Annotated in this window: 29 protein-coding genes; 13 read left to right on the top strand and 16 right to left on the bottom strand. The window is 66.3% G+C overall.

From position 1 onward, the window contains the following. Positions 1-57 precede the first annotated feature (57 nt). Positions 58-2,646 carry a DNA translocase FtsK gene (locus A5740_RS14935; RefSeq protein ID WP_175616262.1) on the bottom strand — a complete coding sequence of 863 codons (2,589 nt, stop codon included), beginning with the start codon at positions 2,644-2,646 and terminating at the stop codon, positions 58-60. Positions 2,647-2,805: 159 nt separating this feature from the next. On the opposite strand from A5740_RS14935, the gene A5740_RS14940 reads away from it, so the two are divergent. Together A5740_RS14940 and A5740_RS14945 are read left to right on the top strand one after the other, a co-directional pair. Beyond that, positions 2,806-3,120, top strand: a complete 315-nt coding sequence (locus tag A5740_RS14940; protein WP_076195246.1) for a putative quinol monooxygenase — start codon at positions 2,806-2,808, stop codon at positions 3,118-3,120. A 95-nt stretch (positions 3,121-3,215) separates the two neighbouring features. Continuing rightward, positions 3,216-4,043, top strand: coding sequence for a mycofactocin-coupled SDR family oxidoreductase (locus A5740_RS14945; protein WP_076195247.1), 828 nt, complete (start codon positions 3,216-3,218; stop codon positions 4,041-4,043). Here the strand turns inward: A5740_RS14945 and A5740_RS14950 are convergent. Then, on the bottom strand, positions 4,040-4,447 hold the full coding sequence (locus A5740_RS14950; protein ID WP_076195249.1) for a group III truncated hemoglobin: 408 nt from the start codon (positions 4,445-4,447) through the stop codon (positions 4,040-4,042). The two genes, A5740_RS14945 and A5740_RS14950, sit on opposite strands and share 4 nt — an antisense overlap. A gap of 73 nt (positions 4,448-4,520) precedes the next feature. On the opposite strand from A5740_RS14950, the gene A5740_RS14955 reads away from it, so the two are divergent. Both A5740_RS14955 and A5740_RS14960 read left to right on the top strand, forming a co-directional pair. Then, positions 4,521-5,171, top strand: a complete 651-nt coding sequence (locus tag A5740_RS14955; protein ID WP_076195250.1) for a metalloregulator ArsR/SmtB family transcription factor — start codon at positions 4,521-4,523, stop codon at positions 5,169-5,171. Continuing rightward, positions 5,168-5,605, top strand: coding sequence for a hypothetical protein (locus A5740_RS14960; protein WP_076195252.1), 438 nt, complete (start codon positions 5,168-5,170; stop codon positions 5,603-5,605). Before A5740_RS14955 ends, A5740_RS14960 begins: the two co-directional genes overlap by 4 nt. On the opposite strand, the gene A5740_RS14965 is transcribed toward A5740_RS14960, so the two are convergent. From A5740_RS14965 to thyX, 4 genes are read right to left on the bottom strand one after another with little or no spacing between them, the layout of a single operon-like run. After that, complete coding sequence (locus A5740_RS14965; protein WP_076195254.1) at positions 5,591-6,265, bottom strand: hypothetical protein; 675 nt, start codon at positions 6,263-6,265, stop codon at positions 5,591-5,593. The genes A5740_RS14960 and A5740_RS14965 overlap by 15 nt on opposite strands. Positions 6,266-6,312: 47 nt before the next feature. Next, positions 6,313-7,989, bottom strand: a complete 1,677-nt coding sequence (locus A5740_RS14970) for a ribonuclease J (RefSeq protein WP_076195256.1) — start codon at positions 7,987-7,989, stop codon at positions 6,313-6,315. Further along, complete coding sequence (gene dapA / locus A5740_RS14975; protein WP_076195257.1) at positions 7,989-8,891, bottom strand: 4-hydroxy-tetrahydrodipicolinate synthase; 903 nt, start codon at positions 8,889-8,891, stop codon at positions 7,989-7,991. The genes A5740_RS14970 and dapA overlap by 1 nt, the downstream gene beginning before the upstream one ends. 58 nt (positions 8,892-8,949) lie before the next feature. After that, positions 8,950-9,714 carry an FAD-dependent thymidylate synthase gene (gene thyX / locus A5740_RS14980; RefSeq protein ID WP_076195259.1) on the bottom strand — a complete coding sequence of 255 codons (765 nt, stop codon included), beginning with the start codon at positions 9,712-9,714 and terminating at the stop codon, positions 8,950-8,952. A gap of 197 nt (positions 9,715-9,911) precedes the next feature. On the opposite strand from thyX, the gene A5740_RS14985 reads away from it, so the two are divergent. Together A5740_RS14985 and A5740_RS14990 are read left to right on the top strand one after the other, a co-directional pair. Beyond that, positions 9,912-10,781: a hypothetical protein gene (locus A5740_RS14985; protein ID WP_076195261.1), complete on the top strand. Its 870-nt coding sequence runs from the start codon at positions 9,912-9,914 to the stop codon at positions 10,779-10,781. Positions 10,782-10,991: 210 nt separating this feature from the next. Beyond that, positions 10,992-11,273, top strand: a complete 282-nt coding sequence (locus tag A5740_RS14990; RefSeq protein ID WP_076195263.1) for a hypothetical protein — start codon at positions 10,992-10,994, stop codon at positions 11,271-11,273. Between the two features lie 13 nt (positions 11,274-11,286). On the opposite strand, the gene A5740_RS14995 is transcribed toward A5740_RS14990, so the two are convergent. Next, complete coding sequence (locus A5740_RS14995) at positions 11,287-12,075, bottom strand: FadR/GntR family transcriptional regulator (RefSeq protein ID WP_076195265.1); 789 nt, start codon at positions 12,073-12,075, stop codon at positions 11,287-11,289. Positions 12,076-12,144: 69 nt separating this feature from the next. On the opposite strand from A5740_RS14995, the gene A5740_RS15000 reads away from it, so the two are divergent. From A5740_RS15000 to A5740_RS15010, 3 genes are all read left to right on the top strand, one after another. Beyond that, entirely contained in the window at positions 12,145-13,074 is a 930-nt protein-coding gene (locus tag A5740_RS15000) for a proline iminopeptidase-family hydrolase (protein ID WP_076195295.1), read from the top strand. Positions 13,075-13,105: 31 nt separating this feature from the next. Next, the gene (locus A5740_RS15005; protein ID WP_076195267.1) at positions 13,106-14,518 is read left to right on the top strand and encodes an APC family permease; all 1,413 of its coding nucleotides are present in this window, start codon (positions 13,106-13,108) and stop codon (positions 14,516-14,518) included. A 130-nt stretch (positions 14,519-14,648) separates the two neighbouring features. Then, the gene (locus A5740_RS15010) at positions 14,649-15,434 is read left to right on the top strand and encodes a DUF4239 domain-containing protein (RefSeq protein WP_076195268.1); all 786 of its coding nucleotides are present in this window, start codon (positions 14,649-14,651) and stop codon (positions 15,432-15,434) included. A gap of 5 nt (positions 15,435-15,439) precedes the next feature. Here A5740_RS15010 and A5740_RS15015 read toward each other — a convergent pair whose 3' ends face one another. Genes A5740_RS15015 through A5740_RS15025 form a run of 3 tightly spaced genes read right to left on the bottom strand, consistent with a single transcriptional unit; the run spans position 15,440 to position 17,957 of the window. Then, a complete protein-coding gene (locus A5740_RS15015) occupies positions 15,440-16,645 on the bottom strand; it encodes a winged helix-turn-helix domain-containing protein (RefSeq protein ID WP_076195270.1) in 1,206 nt (401 codons plus the stop codon). Between the two features lie 14 nt (positions 16,646-16,659). Further along, entirely contained in the window at positions 16,660-17,160 is a 501-nt protein-coding gene (locus tag A5740_RS15020) for a dihydrofolate reductase (RefSeq protein ID WP_076195272.1), read from the bottom strand. Continuing rightward, positions 17,157-17,957, bottom strand: coding sequence for a thymidylate synthase (locus tag A5740_RS15025; protein ID WP_076195274.1), 801 nt, complete (start codon positions 17,955-17,957; stop codon positions 17,157-17,159). Before A5740_RS15025 ends, A5740_RS15020 begins: the two co-directional genes overlap by 4 nt. A 42-nt stretch (positions 17,958-17,999) precedes the next feature. On the opposite strand from A5740_RS15025, the gene A5740_RS15030 reads away from it, so the two are divergent. Beyond that, the gene (locus A5740_RS15030) at positions 18,000-18,737 is read left to right on the top strand and encodes an alpha/beta fold hydrolase (protein ID WP_076195276.1); all 738 of its coding nucleotides are present in this window, start codon (positions 18,000-18,002) and stop codon (positions 18,735-18,737) included. A 1-nt stretch (position 18,738) separates the two neighbouring features. Here the strand turns inward: A5740_RS15030 and A5740_RS15035 are convergent, their stop codons facing one another. Genes A5740_RS15035 through dapB form a run of 4 tightly spaced genes read right to left on the bottom strand, consistent with a single transcriptional unit; the run spans position 18,739 to position 20,860 of the window. Beyond that, complete coding sequence (locus tag A5740_RS15035) at positions 18,739-19,194, bottom strand: hypothetical protein (RefSeq protein ID WP_076195278.1); 456 nt, start codon at positions 19,192-19,194, stop codon at positions 18,739-18,741. Between the two features lie 9 nt (positions 19,195-19,203). Next, positions 19,204-19,659 (bottom strand): flavodoxin family protein, encoded by a 456-nt coding sequence (locus A5740_RS15040; protein WP_076195280.1) that lies wholly within the window; start codon positions 19,657-19,659, stop codon positions 19,204-19,206. Then, on the bottom strand, positions 19,656-20,126 hold the full coding sequence (locus A5740_RS15045; protein WP_076195282.1) for a hypothetical protein: 471 nt from the start codon (positions 20,124-20,126) through the stop codon (positions 19,656-19,658). The genes A5740_RS15040 and A5740_RS15045 overlap by 4 nt, the downstream gene beginning before the upstream one ends. Beyond that, the gene (gene dapB, locus A5740_RS15050) at positions 20,123-20,860 is read right to left on the bottom strand and encodes a 4-hydroxy-tetrahydrodipicolinate reductase (protein WP_076195284.1); all 738 of its coding nucleotides are present in this window, start codon (positions 20,858-20,860) and stop codon (positions 20,123-20,125) included. The genes A5740_RS15045 and dapB overlap by 4 nt, the downstream gene beginning before the upstream one ends. A gap of 134 nt (positions 20,861-20,994) precedes the next feature. On the opposite strand from dapB, the gene A5740_RS15055 reads away from it, so the two are divergent. Then, positions 20,995-21,765 carry an META domain-containing protein gene (locus tag A5740_RS15055; RefSeq protein ID WP_076195296.1) on the top strand — a complete coding sequence of 257 codons (771 nt, stop codon included), beginning with the start codon at positions 20,995-20,997 and terminating at the stop codon, positions 21,763-21,765. Between the two features lie 17 nt (positions 21,766-21,782). On the opposite strand, the gene A5740_RS15060 is transcribed toward A5740_RS15055, so the two are convergent. Continuing rightward, positions 21,783-22,295 carry an Lrp/AsnC family transcriptional regulator gene (locus tag A5740_RS15060; protein ID WP_076195285.1) on the bottom strand — a complete coding sequence of 171 codons (513 nt, stop codon included), beginning with the start codon at positions 22,293-22,295 and terminating at the stop codon, positions 21,783-21,785. Positions 22,296-22,386: 91 nt separating this feature from the next. Between A5740_RS15060 and ald the strand changes: the two genes are divergently transcribed. Next, on the top strand, positions 22,387-23,514 hold the full coding sequence (gene ald, locus A5740_RS15065) for an alanine dehydrogenase (RefSeq protein WP_076195287.1): 1,128 nt from the start codon (positions 22,387-22,389) through the stop codon (positions 23,512-23,514). A 48-nt stretch (positions 23,515-23,562) separates the two neighbouring features. Next, on the top strand, positions 23,563-24,114 hold the full coding sequence (locus tag A5740_RS15070) for a DUF4334 domain-containing protein (RefSeq protein WP_076195297.1): 552 nt from the start codon (positions 23,563-23,565) through the stop codon (positions 24,112-24,114). Between the two features lie 13 nt (positions 24,115-24,127). On the opposite strand, the gene bla is transcribed toward A5740_RS15070, so the two are convergent. Further along, a partial coding sequence (gene bla, locus A5740_RS15075) for a class A beta-lactamase (protein WP_076195288.1) occupies positions 24,128-24,789 on the bottom strand: 662 nt, incomplete at its 5' end.

The raw sequence follows: 24,789 nt of genomic DNA on the forward strand, positions 1-24,789 counted from the left end.
GCCACTCCAGCGTGACGAACGGCCCACTACACCCGTAGCGCCCCGGCCGACTCCGGGCTAGAACTCGTCCGAATCCTCTTCCGCGTCAGCGCCATTGGCATCGGAGCCGCCCCGGATCAGCATCAGCGTGCCGGCCAGCTCGTCCGGCTTGACCAACACCTCGCGCGCCTTGGAACCCTCGGACGGGCCCACGATGCCGCGGGTCTCCATCAGGTCCATCAGGCGACCGGCCTTGGCGAACCCGACGCGCAGCTTGCGCTGCAGCATCGAGGTGGACCCGAACTGTGAGGACACCACGAGCTCGACGGCCTGCAGGAAGACATCCATGTCGTCGCCGATGTCGGGGTCGACGTCCTTGCGCTCACCGGCCTTGACCGCGGTGACGCCCTCGACGAACTCGGGTTCGGCCTGGGTCTTGGTGGCTTCGACGACGGCGTGGATCTCCTCGTCGGTGATGAACGCGCCCTGCATACGCAACGGCTTGTTCGCGCCCATCGGCAGGAACAGACCATCGCCCATGCCGATCAGCTTCTCCGCACCCGGCTGGTCCAGGATGACGCGGGAGTCGGTGAGCGAGGACGTCGCGAAGGCGAGCCGCGACGGCACGTTGGTCTTGATCAGACCGGTGACGACGTCCACCGACGGCCGCTGCGTGGCCAGCACCAGATGGATGCCGGCGGCGCGGGCCTTCTGGGTGATGCGCACGATCGCGTCCTCGACGTCACGCGGAGCGGTCATCATCAGGTCGGCGAGCTCGTCGACGATGGCCAGGATGTAGGGGTAGGGCTTGTAGACCCGTTCGCTGCCCAGCGGTGTGCTGATCTCGCCGGAGCGCACCTTCTCGTTGAACACGTCGATGTGACGGACCCGGGACGCCTTCATGTCCTGGTAGCGCTGCTCCATCTCCTCGACCAGCCAGGCCAGCGCGGCCGCGGCTTTCTTGGGCTCGGTGATGATCGGCGTGATGAGGTGCGGAATGCCTTCGTACGGCGTGAGTTCCACCATCTTCGGGTCGATCAGGATCATCCTGACCTCTTCCGGGGTGGCTCGGGCCAGCAGTGACACCAACATCGAGTTGACGAAGCTGGACTTACCGGAGCCGGTGGAACCTGCCACCAGCAGGTGCGGCATCTTGGCCAGGTTGGCCGAGACGAAGTCGCCCTCGATGTCCTTGCCGAGGCCGATCACCAGCGGGTGGTGGTCGCGCCGTGTCGACGGCGCGGTGAGCACGTCGGACAGCCGCACCATCTCGCGGTCGGTGTTGGGCACCTCGATCCCGACGGCCGACTTCCCGGGGATGGGCGCCAGCATGCGGACGCTCTCGGTGGCCACCGCGTAGGCGATATTGCGGTGCAGCGCAGTGATTTTCTCGACCTTGACGCCCGGTCCGAGCTCGACCTCGTACCGGGTGACGGTCGGCCCGCGCGTGCAGCCGGTGACGGCCGCGTCGACCTTGAACTGCTCCAGTACCGAGGTGATGGAGTCGGTCATCTGATCGTTGGCGGCGGTACGCAGTTTCGGCGGATCGCCGGCGATCAGCAGGTCCAGCGACGGCAGGGTGTAGGGCCCCTCCACCACCCGGTCCATGACCAGGGTGTCTTCCGGCTTGGGCTTCGGCTCGCTCTTGAGTTCGGTCTTCTTGCGGGGACGTGGCTTGGCCGCGGGTTCGGGGATGGTGGGTGCGTCGGCATCCTCGGGCAGCGGATAGTTGTCCATCGGCGTGCCGGTCGGCGCCTTGGGTGCCTCGATGGCGGCCGTCGGCCAGGGCTGGGCCTGGGAGTCGCCACGGGCGATGTCGTCGTCGTAGTAGCCGTCGGCGTAATCGTCGGGGTCTGATCCGTCGTACTCGTCGGCATATTCGCTGTCGTAGTCGTCGTACTCATCGTCGTAATCGTCGCGGAAGGCCCGGGTGCTGAACATGGCGCGCAGCGTCGAGGGCACCTCCCGAATCGTCGTGCCGGTGAGCAGCAGCAGCCCGAACAGCACCCCGATGAACAGCAGTGGTGCGGCGATCCACTCGGTCAGGCCGTCCGACAGCGGGCCGCCGATGGCGAAGCCGACGAACCCGGCGGCATGCTGGCGGGCGATCGGATCTTGCGGCGATCCCGACCACAGGTGCCACAGACCGAGCATCGGCAGCATGATCATCGCCGAACCCAGGATCAGGCGGGGACGCGATTCCGGGTCCGGTTCGGTGCGCATCAAGATGACCGCGACGGCACCCAGGATGATGGGCACCAGCACCACCGGGCCGCCGATCAACGTCCGCAACACGGTGTCGATCCACTGCCCCACCGGACCGGCTGCGTGGAACCACGAGCTGGCGGCCACGACGACGGCGATGCCCAGCAGTGCCAGCGCCAAGCCGTCGCGGCGGTGGCCCGGTTCGATATCGCGAGCGCGTCCCACCGAGCGGGCCGTCGATCCGGCCCCCTTGGCCAGCATCAGCCAGCCGGCGCGAGCGCCTTGGCCCAATTTCTGGCCGGCCACGGACACCGGCGAGGTCTGCGGCCGGCGGGCGGGCTTGCGTCGCGGCGCGGCCGGTCGGCCCGAGCGGGCCGGCGCGGGACGCCGGGACCCGCCGCGCGAGCTGGCGTTTGACCTGCTCGAACGCGCTCCGGATCGGCCGGCGGTCTTGTTAGCCATGCCTGCAAGCCTAGTCGCATATGCCCCACAACCACCATCTGCCACACGGGTCACAACACGGTATCGAATGACACTTAGCCATACGAACCGTATTCAACGGGTTATCGCCTAGGGTGGACACTCGTCCAGTTTCGGCACTCATCGAGGAGTTCTGCACCTATGCCTGTTGTCGTCGTCGCCACCATGAAGGCCAAGCCCGAGTCCGTCGACGCCGTGCGCGAGGCCTGCACCAAGGCCGTCGCAGCCGTGCACGAGGAGCCGGGATGCCAGCTGTATTCGCTGCACGAGACCGATGGCACCTTCGTGTTCGTCGAGCAATGGGCCGACGCGGACGCCCTCAAGACCCACAGCAGCGCACCGGCGATCGGCGCCCTGTTCGGCTCTGTGGGCGAGCTGCTCGACGGCGCCCCCGACATCAAAATGTTGCAGCCGGTGGTCGCCGGTGACCCGGCCAAGGGCCAGCTGCGTAGCTGATGAGCGCTTGCGCGAAGAAGAATTGGTATTGATGAGCGCTTGCGCGAAGAAGAATCGGTATTGATGAGCGCTTGCGCGAAGAAGAATCGGTATTGATGAGCACCATCGCTCCCCTGGCCGGCAAGGTCGCGTTCATCACCGGCGCCGCCCGCGGCCAGGGGCGCGCCGAGGCCCTGCGCCTGGCCACCGACGGAGCCGACATCATCGCCGTCGACCTGTGCGAGCAGATCGACTCGGTGCCCTATCCGTTGGCCACTCCCGACGACCTGACCGAGACCGTCACGCTCGTCGAAAAGACGGGTGCGCGCATCGTGGCCGCGCAGGCCGACGTGCGGAACGAAGAGGCCCTGCGGAATGCGCTACAGACCGGGGTGGAGCGCCTCGGCCGGCTCGACATCGTCGTCGCCAACGCCGGGATCGCCCCGATGCAATCAGGGCCCGACGGCTGGCGCGACGTCATCGACGTGAACCTGAGCGGCGTTCACCACACCGTGGAAGCGGCCGCCCCGATCATGATCGCTCAGGGCGACGGCGGATCGATCGTGCTGATCAGCTCAGCGGCCGGCCTGATCGGCATCGGCGGCGGCGATCGCGGTTCGCTGGGCTACACCGCGGCCAAGCACGGAGTGGTCGGGCTGATGCGCGCCTATGCCAACCACCTTGCGCCGCACAGTATCCGAGTCAACACGATTCATCCGACCGGGGTGGACACGCCGATGATCAACAACGAGTTCACCCGGTCCTGGCTCAAGCAGGTGGCCGAAGAATCCGACACTCCCACCGACATGGGCAATGCCCTGCCCGTGGGCGTACTGGCCGCCGAGGACATCGCCAATGCGGTGGCGTGGCTGGTTTCCGATCAGGCCCGCTATGTCACCGGGGTGACGCTTCCGGTCGACGCCGGGATCGTGAACAAGCGTTAGCAGGCGACCAGAGCGTCCAGCTCGGCGGCGTCGACGCCGGCCAACCGGCGGTGCATCGCCTTCGCGATACGTCCGGCTTGGAGTTTGGCCCGCTCGGCGTGCGGGCCCTGGTAGAGCTCGTCGACGGTCTCCGTCCACAACGTCAGCCACCGCACGAAATGCCTGGCCGACAAGGGATGGCGGCCGTGCAGATCACGGTGGACGGTGAGCGCGCTGCCGTGATAGAGCCCGGCACGAAACAGCACGGTCTCCCAGAAATCGCACATGACCGGCAGGTGGGAGCGCAGCCCTTTGGCCCGCAATTCGGCAAACGGCTCGGCAAGCACCGGGTCCGACAGCGCCTTGCCGTAGAAGCGCCACAACAGCAACTCGACGTCGTCTCGGCCTGTCAGGTCCTCAGCCATCGGAGGAAACCCTCTCTGGGTCGGTTGCGCGCCGCCCTAGTTTCTACAACATTTTCTTGTATAAACTGTAGCCATGATCGCTGCGATCGGGAAGCGCCGTGTGGATGTTCTCCGCACGTTGAAAGCGTCCGAGAACCCGATGACCATCGCACAGATAGCCACCGAACTTGCAGTTCACGCCAACACCATCCGGTTTCACCTCGAGCATCTCGAAGCCGCCGGACAGGTGGAACGTGTCGAACCTCACCACCGCACCCCGGGCCGGCCCGCGCAGCTGTATCAAGCGGTGCGCCGCATGGATCCGGCCGGACCGACGCGCTACCGATTGCTCGCCGAAATCCTGGCCAACGGGTTGGCAGTCGATGATGATCCCGCCGCCAAGGCCCGCGAGATGGGTCGCGCGTGGGGACGCTCGATGCAGAAGCCGGCGGACAACTCCCCCGTCGAGGCGTTGGTGCAGTTGCTCGACGACACGGGTTTCGCCCCCGAACCACCCGCGGACGGCCGACTCAACCTGCGCCACTGCCCATTTCTCGATCTCGCCCGGACCCGGGCCGCGGTGGTGTGCCCGATCCACCTCGGCCTCATGCAGGGTGCGCTGGAAAGCTGGCAGGCACCCGTCGCAGTAGAGCGGCTCGACGCATTCGTCGAGCCGGATCTGTGTGTGGCCCATCTGGGGCCGAAAGTCGGTCCGAAAGTCGGCCTGAAAGGAAACATGTCATGAACGCCGGTGTGGCTGTCGCAGTCGCTGTCGCCTTCTGCTGGCTGGGGATGGTATCGGCAATCTCGTTCATCGAGGCACCGCTGAAGTTTCAGGCACCCGGGGTGACGCTGCAGATCGGGCTTGGCATCGGGCGCAGGGTTTTTCGCGCACTCAATTCCGTGGAGACCGTCTTCGCCGTCGTCATCATCGTGGTGTTCGCGCTCGACCGGCCATCAGCGGCAGTGATCACAGCTTTCGCAGTTGCGATCGTGGCTCTGGCGGTGCAACTGGTCGCGGTGCGCCCCAAGCTGATCCAGCGTTCGAATGCCGTGCTGGCCGTCGCCCCCGGAGAGGAAGCCGAGGGGCGGTCGCAGGCCCACTATGTCTACGTGGCGTTCGAGCTCGTCAAGGTCGTCGCACTGCTGACCGGCGGCATCCTGCTATTTGTCGGATGACTCCAGGCTCGGCGTAACGACCTTCACCACAACACCATTCGCATACGGCCGGTGCGGGTCACGCGGATTCGCCTCGGGCAGGATCAAACGCCACCCCCGGTAGGGGTCCGTGTCGTGGGCTACGAGGAACCCGCCGTGGGCGCCCGGGCCTGCGAGTTCGTCGGCACTGCGAATCTGCCCATTGGCGAACAGGTCTGCGGCGGGTGTGCGTGCTACGGGATCCGCCGCCCACCGCCCGAGCCAGGAGATGATCGAATCATGCACGTAAGCCGCCTGGGCATCAGACAATCGGGCGTCGATCAACAACGCGGCCTTGGCATCCGGCAAACCGGCGGGATAGACGTCGCACAGTATTCCGCCGCGCATCACCCGATCGTAGAAACGCCGCATCAGCCCCGGCAGCACGACCTTGGTCGCGCCGAACAAGAATACGAACCACCCGGCCACCAGCACCGTGACGACAACCATGTTCTGGTGACCACTGGTGAGCAGGGCGTAGGCCACCACACCCAACAGGTAGAGCGCCCCGATCGCCATCATCGTCACAAACGCACGGATCGTGTCCGGGTACACCACAGCGCGTTTCACTTCGTCGGCCGAATTCAACGGGGGAATCGGACGGCGTCGCTCGAATGGCACCTGCGGTGCGGGGCGGCTCATCGACCCAATCTAACCGGCCGGGCGAGCCGGTCGGTGCACCAATTCGGCTAGATCTCGATGACCGTCGGGACGATCATCGGCTGGCGCCGATAGGTTTCACCCACCCACTTGCCCACAGTGCGCCGCACTGCCTGCGCGATGCGGGTCGGGTCGGTGATGTTGTCGGCGGCAAGGCTTTCCAGCTCCCGCTCGACGTTGCGGGCCACCGGTTCCAGCGCCTTGGGATCCTCGGAGAAACCGCGGGAATGCAGGTGTGCCGGCCCGGCGGGTTTGCCGGTGTCGCGATGCACGACGACCGTGACCGCCACGAAACCCGATGACAGGATGAGGCGTTCACCCAGCGTCGCGTCACCCACATCGCCGGTGATCAACCCGTCGACGAACATCTTGCCGACAGTCACGGCACCGGCAATCGACGCTCGACCGGCCACCAAATCGACGCTCACCCCGTTCTCGGCGAGCACGATGTTCTCCGGAGGTACTCCGGTACTGGCGGCCAGCGCCGCATTCGCCCGCATGTGCCGCCAGGTGCCGTGCACCGGCATCACATTGCGGGGCCGAACCCCGTTGTAGAGGAACAGCAACTCCCCCGCGTAGGCATGTCCGGAAACATGCACGCGCGCTTGAGCATTCGTGACCACCCGGGCGCCGATCTTGGCCAGGGCATCGATCACGCCGTAGACCGCTTCCTCATTGCCCGGGATCAGCGACGAGGACAGGATGATCAGATCGCCTGCCGTCAGCGTGATACTGCGGTGCTCACCCCGTGACATCCGCGACAACGCGGCCATCGGCTCCCCCTGGGTGCCAGTGGTGATCAGCACGACCTTGTCGGCCGGCATCATCTCGGCCGCCCCGATATCGAGGATGTCGGCGTCGGCCACCCGCAGGTAGCCCAACTCGCGCGCGATACCCATGTTGCGCACCATCGAGCGTCCGACGAACGAGACCCGCCGACCCAGCGCCACCGCCGCATCGATGATCTGTTGCACGCGGTCGACATTCGAGGCGAAGCAGGCCACGATCACCCGGCCTTCGGCACCGCGGATCAGCCGATGCAGCGTCGGGCCGACTTCACTCTCGGACGGGCTGACGCCCGGGTGTTCGGAGTTCGTCGAGTCGCACAGGAACAGGTCCACCCCGGCGTCACCGAGCCGCGACATGCCCGGCAGGTCGGTCGGGCGTCCGTCGAGCGGCAACTGGTCGAGTTTGATGTCGCCGGTGTGCAACACTGTGCCGGCTCCGGTGTGGATCGCCACCGCCAGACATCCGGGAATGGAGTGGTTGACCGCGAAATACTCGCACTCGAAGACGCCATGACGGCTGCTCTGTCGCTCGGCGACCTCGACGAACACCGGCTTGATGCGGTGCTCGCGGCACTTCTCCCGGATCAGGGCGATGGTGAATTTCGAACCCACCACCGGGATGTCGGGACGCAGCTTGAGCAGGAACGGAATTGCCCCGATGTGGTCCTCGTGGGCGTGGGTGACGACGAGCGCCTCGACATCATCGAGCCGGTCTTCCACATGGCGCAGATCGGGCAGGATCAGATCCACCCCGGGCTCGTCGTGGCTGGGGAACAGCACCCCACAGTCCACGATCAACAGCCGGCCCAGGTGCTCGAACACCGTCATGTTGCGGCCGATTTCGCTGATTCCGCCCAGCGCGGTAACTCGCAGACCGCCGGGGGCCAAGGGCTTGGGAGGCGCGAGTTCGGTGCTCACTATCGCAACACCGCCGCCGCACGCATATCGGCGGTCAGCGCCTCGATTTCAGCAGGGCTGGCGGGGATCTGCGGCAGTCGCGGCAGGCCGGCATCGAAACCCTGCAACCGCAACCCCTCCTTGGACATGGTGACCCCGCCGAGATGGGCCTGGGCGCGGGCCAACGGGGCCAACGACAGGTTGATCTTGCGAGCAGTGGCGATATCGCCAGAGTTGAACGCAGTCAACATATCTCGCAACTGACCGGCAGCCAGATGCCCCCAGACACTGACGAATCCGACCGCCCCCATGGCCAACCAGGGCAGGTTCAACGTGTCGTCGCCCGAGTAGTAGGCCAGGCCGGTCTCGGCCAAAATCTGACCGCCGCCGTGCAGATCGGCCTTGGCATCTTTGATGCCCACGATGTTCGGATGCCCGGCCAGGATGCGGATGGTCTCCCAGGCGATCGGGATCGAGGACCGCGGCGGGATGTCATAGAGCAGATTCGGCACGTCTGTGGCGTCGGCCACCGCGGTGAAGTGGGCGATCAGACCGGCCTGCGGGGGCCGCGAGTAATACGGCGTCACCACCAGCAGACCGTGCGCCCCCTCGGCGGCGCTGGCTTTAGCCAGGTGCACGCTGTGGGCGGTGTCATAGCTGCCGGCGCCGGTGATGATCCGGGCCCGGTCCCCCACGGCCTCGAGCACCGTGCGCAACAGCGTGAGTTTCTCCTCGTCGGAAGTGGTCGGCGATTCGCCGGTGGTGCCCGACAGGACGAGGCCGTCACAACCGGCGTCGACCAGGCGATTGGCCAGCCGAGCCGCCGCATCGAGGTCCAGCGAGCCGTCGGGCTTGAACGGGGTCACCATTGCGGTCAACACCGTGCCCAACTGCGCTGTTACATCGATTCCGCTCGTACTCACGCGCCAAGATTACCCCGGCCGATTCGGTCCTCCGTCGCCGTCCTGACCGGCGGCTCCGTCACGCCTCCGTCGCCAAAGGCGACGTTGCCACCTCGCTGCCGTCCGCCATCGTCGAAATCTCGAAATCGGAGAACACCGCCGGGGCCGCGTCGAGGAGCTCCCGCAGACACGCGATGGCCAGCCGACGGATCTCCACGTCGGCATGTTCACTGGCCCGCATCGCGATGAAGTGGCGCCACGCACGGTAGTTCCCGGTGACCACGATGCGCGTTTCGGTGGCGTTGGGCAGCACCGCCCGCGCGGCCTGACGGGCCTGCTTGCGCCGCAGCACAGCAGAGCTTCCGCCGGACTGATCGCCCATGAATTTGGCTTCCAGCCGCGTCAACAGTTCGGCGTAGGTCGCCCGGCTGGCGTCAGCTGCTGTGGTGAAGATCTCGACCAGCTCCGGGTCGTCCTCGAATCCCGGCGGGACCACCACCTCGGCGTCGTTCTCGGGCACGTAACGCTGTGAGAGCTGCGAGTAGGAGAAGTGCCGGTGCCGGATGAGCTCGTGGGTGGCCGACCGGGAGATGCCGGTGATGTAGAAGGACACCGAGGCATGTTCGAGCACCGAGAAGTGCCCGACATCGATGATGTGGCGGATGTAGCCGGCATTGGTTGCCGTCTTCGGGTTGGGCTTCGACCAACTTTGGTAGCACGCACGGCCGGCGAACTCGGTGAGCGCGGGGCCGCCCTCGGCATCGGTGCTCCACGGCACATCCGGAGGGGCCACAAATTCCGTCTTGGCGATCAGCTGCACGCGCAGCGGCGCGATCTCGGCCACGGCCTCACCTTACTGTTGGTGCCCCGCGTGCTGAGCAGCGCGCCGGTTTCCACCGCACGGCTGTTACCCGGCCACGGCGACAGCCCTCTGGTCGGAATCGGCGCCGGTTTGGTCACGGGCGTCGACGCCCAGCGCTCCTACAATCGGCTGATGCCCGGCCGCCTCTGGTTCGCCCGCCTTCGATCCGGCTGCGGATTGTGTTGATCGGTGTGGCCGCGGCGGTGCTGGCCTGCGTCGGCTATGGCACCGCATCGGTCCTTCAGTCTTATGCCGCAGGCCATTCCGTGGCCGGCGGCGGTGACATTGCCGACGCCCGCCCCACCGTACGGTCGACGTTCACCGCGATGCTGGCGCCGATCTTCATTCTCGGCGTGGTGCTCGACCTTCTGGGCTTCGTCGGCAGCCTGGTCTCGGCCCGGTTGATTCCCCTGTTCCTGTCGCAGACGATCATCAGCGCCAATCTGGTCATCACAGCTGTGTTGAGCGTCTTCGTGCTCCAGGTGCGGCTGCACCGGCGGGACTGGGTCGCGATCGTGACCGTCCTTGTCGCGCTGTGTGTGTTGGGGGCGACGGCCGGGCCGCTCGGTGATCGTGATCCCGGAGCGGTCATGCACTGGGGCGTCCTGGCGGTGTCGGCGATCATCCTGGGTCTGGGTGCCGGCTCGGTCCGGCTGCTCGGCCGCAAAGCCGCGGTGCCCGCCGGCCTGACCGCCGGGGTGCTCTACGGCGCGATGGCCGTCGCGGTCCGGGTCGTCGATGGCCTTGAGCCACTGAATCTCAGGGTGCTCATCACCGATCCCGCGCTATGGGCTGTCCTGGTTGCCGGCCTCGGCGGTTTCTACCTGTTCACCGTGGCGCTGCAAGTCGGCTCGGTCAACGGCGTCGCAGCGGCGTTGGTGGCCGGCGAAACCGTGGTGCCCGGCATCGTCGGCGTGGTCGTGCTGGGCGACATGTCGCGTCCGGGGTACGGCTGGTTGGTGGTGATCGCCTTCATCGCGGCCGTCGCCGGCGCCGTAGTGGTCGCCGTCTCCAGCGCTGCCGAGTACGAACGGGCAGCGAGTTCCTAGCCCCATACTGCCGACGTGCGCCGGTTTCCACACCATGGTCGTGGTTCGGCGTGTGCAACAGCCCCACGGTAGGAATCGGCCGCTGAGCCGTGCTTCCTCTGCTGTCCCCCGATCGGCGGACGTCGGTTCGGCCGGAACATCGCCCGATCAGACGACAGACGCCGGATATCCATTCGAGCACGATTGACCCACGGATAAAGGAGGTACCAAATGACCTACCACGTCATGGATCTGGTGTGCGAGCGCGCCAACGAGCGGGACTGGGAACTGATCTTCGACAGCGGCCCGAACACCGATCAACGCACCATCGTGTGGGAACACATGAGCCCGGACGAAACCGGGCAGCCAGTCGAGCTGGAGATCACGTTCAACGTCGACGGCCGGGTGGTGCAGACCGAGAAGCGGCAGGGCGGCAGGTGGTGCCAGCGCACGACGCCCACCTCCGATTACGCCTCGACGGAGGTCCATCTCGAGACCCTCAGCATGATCTGAGCCGGGGCCCGCCTCAGTCGACGAGTACGCCGGCACGACGCATCGCGGCCGAGATGTGTTCGAAGTCGATCGCCAGATGTGCACGGGCCAACGCTTCGGCGTCGTCGCCCCGGCGTCCGGCGATGGCGTCGATGAGCAGTTCGTGCTCGCGCAGCGCCCGCAACTCCATCTCGCGCATCGTCGCCGGCTCCCCCCACAGGTGCGCCGGTGCGGCAATGCTGACGGACGCCTCCAGCTCCAGCAGCATCTGTTTGAGCACGGAGTTGTGGGCCGCGTCCATGATCGCCAGGTGCAGAGCGCTGTCGGCTTGTTGTGCCGCCAGGCCGCTCTCGGCGGATCGGAACGTCTCGAGCCGTTCCCGCAGCGCCGCGAGGTCGCGATCGGTGCGGGCCTCGGCCGCCGCCCGGCACACCGCACCGTGGATCCGGCCGATGGCATCGCAACGCTCGCGCAGTTCGTCGAGACGGATGGTCAACGTGCGCCCGACCGCGGCGGTCGATGATTCGGGCCACTGCTGCAGCACGTAGGTGCCGCCGCTGCGGCCGCTGCGACGGGTTTCCACCAAGCCGAGGTCGACCAGTCTGGCCAGTGCGGCCCGCACGGTCATCCGGCCCACCCGCAGCGACGCGGCCAGTTCCCGTTCGGCCGGCAGGCGAGAGCCAGGCAGGTATTCGCCGATCGCCACGGCGGTGACCAGTCGATCGGTGATCTCGTCCACTCGCGACGAGGGTTCGAGCTCGCGCTCCAGCAGCCCGGGTGCCACGCCCGCGGGAGCGGTCGGCTGCGGTTCGGCTGTCCCCATGGACACACAGTATCGACGTCTTCCGTTAAAACCTGATTAATGGTCTTGCTGCGAGACCATTCATGGTTCATGCTGTCCGCCATGCCTTGTTCCACCCGCACCGTGCCGTTTCGCGGACATGAGACCTGGGTCCAGGTCACCACCCCCGTCACCGCCCGCCCCGAGGCTCTCCCCCTGTTCGTCCTGCACGGTGGACCCGGCATGGCCCACAACTATGTCGCCAACATCGCCGCTCTGGCCGGTGAGACCGGCCGCACCGTCATCCATTACGACCAGTTGGGCTGCGGCAACAGCACTCACCTGCCGGACGCACCGGCCGAGTTCTGGACGCCGCAGCTCTTCGTCGACGAGTTCCACACCGTGCGTGAGAATCTCGGGATCGACCGCTACCACGTGCTGGGACAGTCGTGGGGCGGCATGCTCGGCGCCGAGATCGGCGTCCGCGTCCCGGACGGACTCGCCTCACTGTCGATCTGCAACTCCCCCGCCTCGATGCAACTGTGGGTCGAAGGTGCGGCCGAACTGCGCGACCAACTGCCGCCGGAGGCCCGATCCGCACTGCAGCGTCACGAAGCCGACGGGACCGTCACCGATCCCGAATACCTGGCCGCCACGGAGGAGTTCTACCGTCGCCATGTCTGCCGCGTCGAGCCGATGCCCCAGGACTTCTCCGACACCGTGGCCCAGATGGAGGCCGAGCCGACGGTGTACCACACGATGAACGGCCCCAACGAGTTTCACGTCATCGGCACCTTGCGGGGCTGGAGCATCATCGACCGACTACCGTCGATCAACGCACCCACCCTGGTCATCGCCGGTGAATTCGACGAGGCCACCCCGGCAACCTGGCAGCCCTACGTCGACCAGATTCCCGACGTCCGCAGCCACGTGTTCCCCGGAACCAGCCACTGCACCCACCTGGAGAAGCCTGAAGAGTTCCGCGCAGTGATCGCGAACTTCCTCGATCAGCACGATCTGGCCGCTGCTGCCCGGGTCTGACTCTTCCGCCCGCCGACCCGACAGGAATCTGATGGCCACTGACGCCAGCTCGGCAGCTGCCCCACTCACCACCGGTGAGGGACAGCGGGATCTCGAATCATTCGGCTACAAACAAGAACTCAGCCGCTCGGTCTCCACGGCCGATCTGATCGTCTACGGCCTGGTCTTCATGGTGCCCATCGCACCGTGGACGATCTTCGGCACGGTGTACAACAGCGCCTCGGGCATGGTGCCGCTGGTCTATCTGATCGGGCTGATCGCCATGGTGTTCACCGCGCTGGCCTACTCGCAGATGGCCAAGTCGTTCCCGTTGGCCGGATCCGTGTACGCCTATGTGGGTCGCGGCATCCATCCGGGACTCGGCTTTTTCGCCGGCTGGGCCATCCTGCTCGATTACCTGCTGATCCCGACGCTGCTCTACGTCTTCGCCGCCGAATCGATGGTCGGGCTCTTCCCGGGGACGCCGCGCTGGTTGTGGGCGATCGTCTTCGTGGTGGTGAACACGATCATCAATCTTCTCGGCGTGAGTTCGCTCAAGATGGTCAATCGGGTATTCCTCGCCGTGGAGCTGGTTTTCGTCGTGCTCTTCGTGGTCATCGCGGTACGCGCCATCAACGGACAGTCGCTTCCCGACGTCGGCTGGAGCACACTGCCGATCTGGAACTCCGAGGTGGTCACCGCGCCGCTGATCGCGACCGCGCTGTCGATCGCGGTACTGAGTTTCCTGGGTTTCGACGGCATCTCGACACTGGCCGAGGAATCCACCGGGAAGAAGAACCCGGCCGGTCGCGCGATGATCGTCGCCTTGTTCGTGGTCGCGTCGCTGTTCATCACCCAGACCTGGCTGGCCAGCCTGTTGGCCGGAGGCCGCGAATCCTTCGGCGACGACGAGATGGGCAACGCCTTCTTCCTGCTCGTGCAGGCCGCCTCGAGCACCGGCTGGATGAACGCGTTCTTTGTGGTCAACGTCCTCGCGGTCGGCTTCGCCAACGCCATGGCCGCTCAGGCCGCGACCAGCCGCCTGTTGTTCTCGATGAGTCGTGATCGCCAACTGCCGGCGTTCCTGTCCGCAGTGAGCTCCCGCAAGGTCCCGATGGCGGCCATCCTGGTGGTCAGCGCCCTGAGCCTGGTACTGGTGCTGTTCTTCGTCGGTCAGATCGGCTTGATCTCGTCACTGGTGAACTTCGGTGCGCTGTTCGGCTTCTGCCTGTTGCACGCCTCGGTCATCTGGTACTACACGGTGCGCAAGAAATCGAAGAACTACCTGCTCCACCTGGTGGTGCCGATCGTCGGGTTCCTCATCATCGGCTACGTGTTGATCAACGCCGACGCGCTGGCCAAGATCGGCGGGGCGGTGTGGCTCGTCATCGGCGCGGTCATCTTCGCCACCAACGTGTTCCGAGGTCGTGGGGTGCCTGAACTGGCCGAGGAACCGGCGACGTAGCGGCTCGGCGAGTTCGCCCAGCCATTCGCTGCCTTCATCTCGGCCCACGTCTATGTCAGCGGCGCTGCCGATGATCTGATCCGGCGATCTGCCACCGTGCCGCGAGGATTGTTGGCATCCTTGGTCAACTATGGGCGACTTCGGGATCGTCGGTACGTGGGTGATGCTCGCCGTGGTGGTCGTCGGCGCGGTGGCGCTGGCCATCGGCAGCGTTCTACTGGCCAGCCGTGTCATCGCGCGTGACACCCGCCCCGAACACAACTCGGTGTTGTCGCCGTTTCTCACAGTCGTCGGACTTGTCTACGGTGCGCTGCTCGGGTTCACGGTGGTGGTCGGATGGCAGCAGTACCTGTCGGCCGAGACGAACGTCTCCAACGAGGCCTCGACGTTGGTCACCATGTATCGCCAGACGGTGGCCATGCCGCAGCCCGAACAGGGGCAGGTGCGCGAGCAGCTTCGCCGGTATGCCGCGGCGGTTCACGGCCCCGAATGGGGCAAGGAAGAGTTCGGTCCGATCAGCAACACCGGCCGCCACGCCCTCACCGAGATGTACCGCGTCGTCGGCAGCGCCCCGTCCGAGGGGACAGCGAGCGCGATCAACAGCCAGTTCCTCGGCCAATTGGCGGTCCTCACCTCGGACCGCAGTGCACGAATCCTCAACTCGAATCCGCGGATACCAACGCTGCTGTGGTGCGCCTTGATCTTCGGCAGCCTGGTTGTGATCAGCCTTGCCAGCTTCATGCGGCTCGCGAACAGCCGGGCCCACCTGATTCTGGTCAGTGCGGTGACCGTCCTGCTTTCGTTGTTGCTCTTCCTGGTATTCACGCTGGACCACCCCTACGGCCCGATAGGCGTCACACCGCATCGGTTCGAGCACGCCGTGATGGTGTTCGACCTGATCGATCGCGGAACCTGAGGCGCTCAACCGACAGCGGCGCCCAACGCCGCCGCAAGGTCACCGCGCTCACCCACCGTGACATCACCGACCCCCAACCAGCCGGCCATCGACCGCAGCTCCCGCGCCAGCGCGTGCGCCACCCGTTCGGCGTCCTGACCTTCCTCAGTGAAGGCACCCAACACCTGCAGGGCGGCATCCGTGCGTTTGAGGTCCACACGCGCCACCAATTCGCCGTCGAGCAGGAACGGCCATACGTAGTAACCGAATTGGCGTTTGGGCGCCGGGGTATAGATCTCGATCCGGTAATGGAAGTTGAACATCCGTTCCACCCGGGGCCGGAAGAAGATCAACGGGTCGAAGGGGCACAGCAGCGCGGTCCCGCCGTCATCGCGCGGCACGCTCTGGCCCGAGCGCAGATAGGCCGGCGCGCCCCACCCCTCGACCTCCACGGGCTCGAGTTCCCCATCGGCGACCAGCTTGGCGATCGCCGGCTTGACCTGCCTGGCCGCCATCCGGAAATAGTCGCGGATATCGGCCTCGGTGCCGACCCCCAACGCGGTGGCCGCACGCAGCGCCAGCTCGCGGACCGCCTCCTCGTCATCGACCTCACGGGCCAGCACCTCGGCCGGCAGGACCCGCTCGGTGAGGTCGTAATGTCTTGCGAACCCGACACGGGTCGCCGTCGTCAGAACTCCCGACGACCACAGCGCCTCGGCCACCCACTTGGTCTCGCTGCGGTCCCACCACGGGCCCTTGCGACCACGCGGCTCGGCTTCCAGATGCGCCTCGATCTGCCCGGCAGTGGCGGGCCCGAGCTCGGCTACCGCCGCCACGATGTCCTCGGCCAGCTTGGGGTTCTTCCGCACGATCTCGGTGCCCCACCGGCCATGGGTGTATTCACGCATCCGCCACCGCAGCAGCGGCCAGTCCTCGACCGCCATCAGCGCGGCCTCGTGCGCCCAGTACTCCACCAGAAGCCGCGGTGAACGGACGCTGTGCGACCACGCCGCGCGGTCGAGTGTCTCGCGGTCGTACGCCCCCAACCGGCTGAACACCGGCGCGTAGTGCGCACGCACCGCCACCGACACCGAATCCAGCTGCAGCACCTGGATACGGGAGATCAGCGTGCGCAGGTGGGCGCGGGTGACCGGCCCCCGGGGCTTGGGCCGGCGGAATCCCTGCGCGGCAACGGCGACGCGGCGCGCCTGCGCCGCAGTGATGGTGGCCACCCCGCCATCGTCCCCTACGGGACCGACAACTCTCGGGTGTAGCTGCAGAACCGGTACCGCAACCCCGACGCGCTGGTCAGCCACTCACCTGTGTCTTTGATCCAGGACTCGTCGAGTTCGGGGGCCAGGGCGTCCCCGTGCGCCGGCGGCAGGTCGATGTCGATCTCGGTCACCTCACACCGCACCGCGGCCGGCAGGGCCTGGGCATAGATCTGCGCCCCGCCGATCACCCAGCCGCGGAAGACATCGTCGAGTCCGGTCAGGACCTCGGCCCCGTCGGCGACGTACCCAGGATTGCGGGTGATGACGATGTTGCGTCGTCCCGGCAACGGACGGACCTTGGCCGGCAGCGACTCCCACGTCAACCGGCCCATCACCACCGTCTGTCCGAGGGTGAGCTGTTTGAACCTGGCCTGATCCTCGGGCAGGTGCCAGGGGATGTCGTTGTCCCGGCCGATGACGCCCGAGGTCGACTGGGCCCAGATCATCGCCAGTTGTCGAAGATCACCGGTCATACCGCGACGGGAGCCTTGATCGCCGGATGCGGATCGTAGTTCACGATCGCGATGTCCTCGTAGGCGTAATCGAAGATCGAATCACGATGGGCCAGAACAAGTTCCGGGTAAGGCCGGGGTTCGCGGCCGAGCTGGAGGGCCACCTGCTCGACGTGGTTGTCGTAGATGTGGCAGTCACCGCCGGTCCAGACGAATTCGCCGACCCCGAGCCCGGCCTGAGCCGCCATCATGTGGGTGAGCAGGGCGTAGCTGGCGATGTTGAACGGCACGCCGAGGAACAGGTCGGCGCTGCGCTGATAGAGCTGGCAGGACAGCTTTCCGTCAGCCACGTAGAACTGGAAGAACGCGTGGCACGGCGGCAGCGCCATCTGCGGGATCTCACCGACGTTCCACGCCGAGACGATGTTGCGTCGTGAATCGGGGTCGTTCTTGAGCAGCTCCAGGGCGGCCGAGATCTGGTCGATGTGCTTCCCGGACGGCGTCGGCCATGAGCGCCACTGCACGCCGTAGACGGGCCCCAGATCGCCTGTCTCACTGGCCCATTCGTCCCAGATGGTGACCCCGTGCTCCTGCAGCCAGCGTACGTTGGAATCGCCGCGCAGAAACCACAGCAGTTCGTAGATCACCGACTTGGTGTGCACCTTCTTGGTGGTGATCAACGGAAAACCGGCGGCCAGGTCGTAACGCATCTGATGCCCGAACAGGCTACGGGTACCGGTGCCGGTGCGATCGGATTTTGGTACGCCCTGCTCACTCACCTTCCGCAGCAGGTCCTCGTACGGCGTCTGGATCGGCACGCCCTCAGCTTACGTGCCGGCACAGGGAGTAGAACGGTAGCCATGCCGACCACAAAGGACACCATCACCACGCCCGCCGGGACCTGCTCGGTCACCCTCGCCACCCCCGAAGGCACGGGACCATGGCCGGGCATCGTCATGTATCCCGATGCCGGTGGAGCCCGCGCCACGTTCGACGAGATGGCTGCTCAGCTCGCCGGCTATGGCTACGCGGTGCTGGTTCCGGACATGTACTACCGCGACGCCGGCTGGGCCCCGTTCGAGATGGCGACGGTGTTCGGCAACCCGTCCGAGCGCCAGCGCCTGTTCGCCATGATCAAGAAGGTGACTCCGGAGATCATGGCGGCCGACGCCGCAGCCTTCTTCGACTACCTGCAGTCCCGGCCGGAGGTCAGCGGCGAGAAGTTCGGCACCACCGGCTATTGCATGGGCGGGCGCACGTCGCTGGTGGTCGCCGGCCGGCTGCCCGACCGGGTCGCTGCGGCGATGTCGTTCCATGGCGGCGGGTTGGCCTCCGACGATCCGGGCAGCCCGCACCTGTTGGCCGACCAGATCACGGCGGCGGTCTACGTAGGTGGCGCCAAGGGCGATGCATCGTTCACCGCCGAGCAGGCCAAAACCCTCGATACGGCGTTGACCGACGCCGGTGTCGAGCACACGATCGAAACCTACGACGCCGCACACGGTTTCGCGGTCCCGGACAACGCACCGTACGACGAGGCGGCCGCCAAACGGCACTGGGACGCGATGGAGGGCTTCTTCGGCGCCCGCCTGGGTTGAGCTACTGCGGGTCGTTGCGGTGCAGGTACGTGTTGATCGCACGGGCCACACCGCGTCCCGCGTACACGGCTGCGGCCACCGAAACCAGGATCATCGCGACGAAAGTGAGCGTCCAGTGGGGTCGACTGTGGCTGACGTTCCACCAGATGAAGGTGAACAGCAGGGCACAGACGAAGACCACGATGTCGCGCCAGTTGCCGCGGTAGGACATCGCGGCCTCGCGAAGTTCATGGGTGCGGTCACTGGCCTGGATGAGTTCGTCGATGCGTCGGTCGATGCTGGCCTGCAGGCGCGCGCGTCGGTCGACCTGATCTTCCGGAATTCGCGCGAGCAGGTCCAGATCTTTGGTGATCATGCCGCGGACGTCGGGCGGCTTGAGGTTGCCTGCGGCGACACCCAGTAAAGCGCCGCCGGCGATGGGCGCTGCGCCAAGCGCGAGTTCGGCGATACCTGGCATGCTTCTCCTTCACTCCATCAGCGTCGCGGCCAAGGTGCCGCCCAGCTCGTAGGCGCGTTCCCGGACACCGGCGTCGACCCCGCCGGTGACTTCGAGCACGTCGGCCGCTTTGGTCAGCGCCAAGCCCGCGGCGATCCTGTCGACCGCGTTCACCGCACCGGCCGTGTCGTTGTTGCCGTGCACCCACAGACCGTACGGACGTCCGGCCACATGGTCCAGGCTCGGGTAGTACACGGTGTCGAAGAAGTGTTTCAGGGCACCACTCATATAGCCGAAATTGGCTGTGGTGCCGAACAAATAGCCATCGGCGCTCAACATGTCCGGCACGGTCGCAGCCAACGCCGGCCTGGTTTCGATCGCCACGCCGGAGATGTCCGGATCATGTGTGCCGGCCAGCACTGCTTCGAGGAGCTCCCGCGTCGCCGGAGACGGCGTGTGATGCACCACGAGCAGCGTCTTGGTCATGCCGACTGTTGCTCCTGCAGGCGCACCGCGGTGCGCATGGTCTCCCGGGCACGGCCGCGGTCACCGGCGAAGTCGTAGGCCCGGGCCAGTCGGTACCAGCGAATCCAGTTGTCCGGATCAGCTTCCAGTTCGGCCTTGACGGTGCTGAACAATCCATCGGCGGCCTCTCGCTCGACGCGCCCGGAGGGCCGCGTCGGCAACTCACTGACGTCGAGCTCCATGCCCTGTTCGCGCGCGAGGCGGGCCAGCCGCTGGTGCGCCAGCCCGGCCCGCAGGGTGGTGACCAGCACCCAGATGCCGATCAGCGGGAACACCAGCAGCGCCAGGCCCAGGCCGATCGCGGCGGGCTCGCCCGAGGTGATGAAGACGAGCGCAGCCCGGCCGAGCATCACGAAGTAGGCGATCAGTGCCAGGCACATGAAGCCGATCACCAGTTGGATGCGCAGCGACCGCGCGCCGTCGTTCACGACAGATCGAGCAACGGTTCAATGCCGATCGTCAACCCCGGCCGCTCGCCGACCTTGCGGACGGCCAGCAGCACACCGGGGACGAACGAGGACCGGTCCAGGCTGTCATGGCGGATCGTCAGGGTCTCCCCCTGCGTTCCGAACAGCACCTCCTGGTGTGCCACCAACCCGGCCAGCCGCACCGAGTGCACTGGCACGCCGTCCACATCGGCGCCGCGGGCACCGTCCAAGCCGGTGCTGGTGGCGTCCGGGTTGGGCGGCATGCCTTTTCGCGCCTCGGCGATCAGCTTTGCGGTGCGGGCGGCGGTGCCCGAGGGCGCGTCGGCCTTGTGGGGGTGGTGCAGCTCGATGATCTCGACGGACTCGAAATACCGTGCCGCCTGCTGGGCGAAGTGCATGGACAGCACCGCGCCGATGGCGAAGTTCGGCGCGATGAGCACCGCGGACTCGGGCTTGGCCTTGAGCCAGGTCTCGACCTGTTCGATCCGTTCCCAGGTGAATCCGGTCGTCCCGACGACGGCGTGAATTCCGTTGTCGATGAGGAACTTCAGGTTGTCCATCACAACGTCGGGGTGGGTGAAGTCGATCACCACGTCGGTTTGGGTGTCGGTGAGCGACGACAACGAATCGCCCACGTCGACACCGGTGGTAAATGTCAGGTCGTCGGCGGATTCGACCGCATGCACCATCGTCGCGCCGACTTTGCCCTTGGACCCGAGAACGCCAACTCGCATGGCTGGCAGCCTACTGCCCGCGGCCGTCGCGAGGTGGAGTGACCTGGCCGAACAGGGCGCCGCCGCGCAGACTGTCCACCAAACCTGACGGCGAAGTCCAACCCGTGGATGGATCCACCATCTACGGTGGAGCGATGCGCCCGAATTCGCTGGCAGCCGTGGCCGCAGTGATTTTCGCCGTCACAGGATGTTCCGACCACCCCTCATCGGACGCTGCCGACCTCAACGGCCACACGTTTGTCTCGGTGCAGGTCGACGGTGAACAGATCCCCGGCGGTGGCCCGTTGACTGTCAGATTCGACGAAAAACAGATCAGCACCTTCGCCGGATGCAACCACGGTTCGGGCACGGCCGACTTTTCCGAGGGTCGGATCACCACCCAGTTGGCGATGACCATGATGGCCTGCCCACCACCGGTCGGCGATTCCGACGCCTGGGTGTCGAAGTTCTTCGAGGCGCGGCCGACGTGGACACACTCCGGTGACGACCTGACGTTGCAGACGGATGCCGCGAAGGTCACGTTGCGCGACAAGAAGGTGGTGGACCCCGACCGTTCGCTCACCGGAACCACCTGGCGGGTCGTCAGCCTGGTGTCCACCCAGGCCGTCAGCACCTCCGTGGCGCTCGAGCAGTCGAAGCCCACCTTGACGATCGCCTCCGACGGCGCGGTGACCGGTTCGACGGGGTGCAACCAGATCACCGGACACGCAACGGTTTCGGGATCGCCGGCGGTGATCGAATTCGGCCCGCTCGGCGTCACCAGGAAGGCCTGTCCCCCCGACGTCGACGAGGTGGAGCAGGTGGTGTTGGGGGTGCTCAAGGGGACGGTGCAGACCTCGATCGACGCCGACGAGTTAAAGCTGACTGGCGCGGACGGCAACGGTTTGATCCTGCGGGCGCAGTGACCCGGTAGCCGCGAGCCCTACAGCGGTGAGGCTCCGCGCAGATGCTCGAAGATCAGCGAGGTCTGGGTGCCGGCCACATCGGTGTCCGCGTTGAGGTTCTCCACCACGAACGCCCTGAGATCGTCGGTATCCCGTGCCGCGACGTGCAGGATGAAGTCGTCGCCGCCGGCCAGGAAGTACACATCCATCACCTGGGGCAGCGTGCGGATGTGGGCGATGAAGCTGCGGATCTTGCCGCGCGCATTCGACTGCAGGCGTACCGAGATCATCGCCTGCAAGCTCAGCCCCACGGCCGCGGGATCGATGTCGGTGTAGAACCCGCGGATCACGCCGATCTCCTGAAGCCGGCGGACCCGGCCGTGGCAGGTCGACGCGGCGATCCCGACCGCATCGGCCAACGCACTGTTCGACATGCGGGCATCACCGTGCAGCGCCAACAGGATCCGCCGGTTCACTTCATCGATATCGGGCAGAACATCCTTCGACGTACGTCCTACACGAACCGGCGGATGCACTGATCCTTCTGACACTCCCGTACTCTATCGAATCTTTGACGCATATATTGCCCTCGAACCGACGTTTCTTCACAATTTGAGTAACACCGATTTTGGAGGAGCAATCATGCTCGTCGGCATCCCGGCCGAGATCAAGAACAACGAATACCGCGTGGCGATCACCCCGGCGGGGGTGGCTGAACTGACCCGTCGTGGCCACGACGTCATCATTCAGACCGGCGCCGGAGACGGTTCAGCCATCGCCGACAACGACTACAAAGCCGCGGGGGCCGAGATCGTCGCCACGGCCGACCAGGTGTGGGCCGAGGCCGAATTGCTGCTCAAGGTCAAGGAGCCGATCGCCGCCGAGTACTCACGGATGCGCCGCGGCCAGACCCTGTTCACCTATCTGCACCTGGCCGCGTCGAAGGACTGCACCGATGCCTTACTGGCCTCGGGCACCACCTCGATCGCCTACGAGACCGTGCAGACCACCGGACCGGACGGGTCGGTGGCTCTCCCCCTCCTGGCCCCGATGAGCGAGGTCGCCGGTCGATTGTCCGCCCAGGTGGGTGCCTACCACCTGATGCGCAGCCACGGCGGCCGCGGCGTGCTGATGGGCGGGGTCCCCGGCGTCGTCCCGGCCGAGGTCGTCGTCATCGGAGGCGGCGTGGCCGGCTACAACGCCGCCCGCATCGCCAGAGGCATGGGTGCCCACGTCAACGTGTTCGACGTCAACCTCAACACGTTGCGCAGGATCGACAACGAATCGGGCGGCAGCATCGAAACCCGCTACTCCTCGATGCTCGATCTCGAGGATGCCGTCAAGGGCGCCGATCTGGTGATCGGCGCAGTGCTGGTGCCCGGCGCCAAGGCTCCCAAGCTCGTCTCCAATTCCACTGTGGCCCATATGAAGCCGGGTGCGGTGCTGGTCGACATCGCCATCGACCAGGGCGGCTGCTTCGAGGATTCGCGGCCCACCACGCATGATGATCCGACGTTCGCGGTACACGACACCGTCTTCTACTGCGTGGCCAACATGCCGGGCGCGGTGCCGCGGACATCGACCTACGCCCTGACCAACGCCACGATGCCGTACGTGCTCACGCTCGCCGAACGGGGCTGGCAGACCGCCTGCGCTGCAGACGCCGCACTGGCCATGGGCCTGTCGACGCACGAGGGCGCGTTGCTGTCGGAGCAGGTCGCCACCGATCTCGGTCTACCGTTCACGGATCCGGTGCCATTGCTCCGGTAAGCATCGCCACTTGGCCATTGTTGACAGGTGTCAAGTATCGTGGACGTCATGTTGCAGGAGTTGTTCTCCACCATTCCGATCACCACGGACGAGGCACTCGGCGCCTTCGATGCCGCCGACGCGGTCGAACCCGACTTCATGATCGGTACGTGGCACGGCGCGGAACTGCCCACCCGCCACCCCATGGATGGCCTGTTGGCTGCGAGCGGCTGGTGGGGTAAGCAGTTCGTCGACGCCGAAACGGTGCACCCGCTGTTGTTCCCGACCAGCGACAAAACCGCGCTGTGGCCGCTCAATCCACTGCCGGCCTTCGGCGGCCTCGGCGTGGCCACCAAACTGCCCTTCCTCAAGAAGCAGCCGATGTCCGGGCCGATCACCGCCCTGCGGCCCGTATTGCAAGCCCGTTCCGCCAAGGCACGGTTGCGCACCACCCGCTACCGCGGCGTCGACACGACCACGATGATCTACGACCAGCTGCCGATCAACGACGTCTTCCGCAAGCTGTCCGAAGACGCGGTGCTCGGGGCGATGGACCTGCGTGGCTCCCGCCGGCCGTACTTCTTCGTGCTCCAGCGCGACAATTCGCTGCCGGTGGTCTAAAGCCGTCGCCCCCTCAGAGCACTGACGGCAGAACCAGAGCAGTCAGCTCGCCGATGACCGGTCGCTGGTTCTCGGCCTTGGGGTCGTCGGCCTGCGAGCGCGTCAGCATCACCAGCAGAATCCGCTGCCCGCCGGGCCCGTAGGCGATCCCGGCGTCGTTGGTGCTGCCATAGTCGCCGCTGCCCGTCTTGTCGGCGGTGGTCCAGCCCTCCGGCAGACCCGCCCGCATGCTCGACGTCTGGTTGGCACGCATCCAGTCGTCCAACTGGCGGCGTTGTGCCGGGCTCAGCGCATCACCGGTCAGGATTGCGCGGTACCCCACCGCCAGCGCCGCCGGCGTGCTGGTATCTCTCGCATCTCCGGGTTCCGCCGAGTTCAACTCGACTTCCCAGCGATCCAGCCGGGTGCGCTCGTCGCCGACGCTGCGGGCGAACTCGGTGACGGCGGCTGGTCCGCCGATCGCTTTCAGCAACAGGTTGGCTGCCGTGTTGTCGCTGCGCTGCAGCGCAGCCTGACACAGCTCGGCCACCGTCATCTCGGCACCGGCGTGGGTCTCGGTGACCGGTGAATTCGGCACGATGGCCTGCGGGTCGACGAACACCCGGTGGTCCAACGACAGTTGTCCCCGTTCCACCAGCTGCAACACCCTGGCCACGGCGTAGGCCTTGAAGGTCG

It is taken from the genome of Mycobacterium sp. GA-1841 (assembly GCF_001954135.1).
GTDB lineage: Bacteria > Actinomycetota > Actinomycetes > Mycobacteriales > Mycobacteriaceae > Mycobacterium.

Coding starts and splice junctions, on each gene's coding strand:
- A5740_RS14935 (WP_175616262.1), bottom strand. CDS start 2,646: ATGGCTAACAAGACCGCCGGCCGATCCGGAGCGCGTTCGAGCAGGTCA.
- A5740_RS14940 (WP_076195246.1), top strand. CDS start 2,806: ATGCCTGTTGTCGTCGTCGCCACCATGAAGGCCAAGCCCGAGTCCGTC.
- A5740_RS14945 (WP_076195247.1), top strand. CDS start 3,216: ATGAGCACCATCGCTCCCCTGGCCGGCAAGGTCGCGTTCATCACCGGC.
- A5740_RS14950 (WP_076195249.1), bottom strand. CDS start 4,447: ATGGCTGAGGACCTGACAGGCCGAGACGACGTCGAGTTGCTGTTGTGG.
- A5740_RS14955 (WP_076195250.1), top strand. CDS start 4,521: ATGATCGCTGCGATCGGGAAGCGCCGTGTGGATGTTCTCCGCACGTTG.
- A5740_RS14960 (WP_076195252.1), top strand. CDS start 5,168: ATGAACGCCGGTGTGGCTGTCGCAGTCGCTGTCGCCTTCTGCTGGCTG.
- A5740_RS14965 (WP_076195254.1), bottom strand. CDS start 6,265: ATGAGCCGCCCCGCACCGCAGGTGCCATTCGAGCGACGCCGTCCGATT.
- A5740_RS14990 (WP_076195263.1), top strand. CDS start 10,992: ATGACCTACCACGTCATGGATCTGGTGTGCGAGCGCGCCAACGAGCGG.
- A5740_RS14995 (WP_076195265.1), bottom strand. CDS start 12,075: ATGGGGACAGCCGAACCGCAGCCGACCGCTCCCGCGGGCGTGGCACCC.
- A5740_RS15000 (WP_076195295.1), top strand. CDS start 12,145: ATGCTGTCCGCCATGCCTTGTTCCACCCGCACCGTGCCGTTTCGCGGA.
- A5740_RS15005 (WP_076195267.1), top strand. CDS start 13,106: ATGGCCACTGACGCCAGCTCGGCAGCTGCCCCACTCACCACCGGTGAG.
- A5740_RS15010 (WP_076195268.1), top strand. CDS start 14,649: ATGGGCGACTTCGGGATCGTCGGTACGTGGGTGATGCTCGCCGTGGTG.
- A5740_RS15020 (WP_076195272.1), bottom strand. CDS start 17,160: ATGACCGGTGATCTTCGACAACTGGCGATGATCTGGGCCCAGTCGACC.
- A5740_RS15030 (WP_076195276.1), top strand. CDS start 18,000: ATGCCGACCACAAAGGACACCATCACCACGCCCGCCGGGACCTGCTCG.
- A5740_RS15035 (WP_076195278.1), bottom strand. CDS start 19,194: ATGCCAGGTATCGCCGAACTCGCGCTTGGCGCAGCGCCCATCGCCGGC.
- A5740_RS15040 (WP_076195280.1), bottom strand. CDS start 19,659: ATGACCAAGACGCTGCTCGTGGTGCATCACACGCCGTCTCCGGCGACG.
- dapB (WP_076195284.1), bottom strand. CDS start 20,860: ATGCGAGTTGGCGTTCTCGGGTCCAAGGGCAAAGTCGGCGCGACGATG.
- A5740_RS15055 (WP_076195296.1), top strand. CDS start 20,995: ATGCGCCCGAATTCGCTGGCAGCCGTGGCCGCAGTGATTTTCGCCGTC.
- ald (WP_076195287.1), top strand. CDS start 22,387: ATGCTCGTCGGCATCCCGGCCGAGATCAAGAACAACGAATACCGCGTG.
- A5740_RS15070 (WP_076195297.1), top strand. CDS start 23,563: ATGTTGCAGGAGTTGTTCTCCACCATTCCGATCACCACGGACGAGGCA.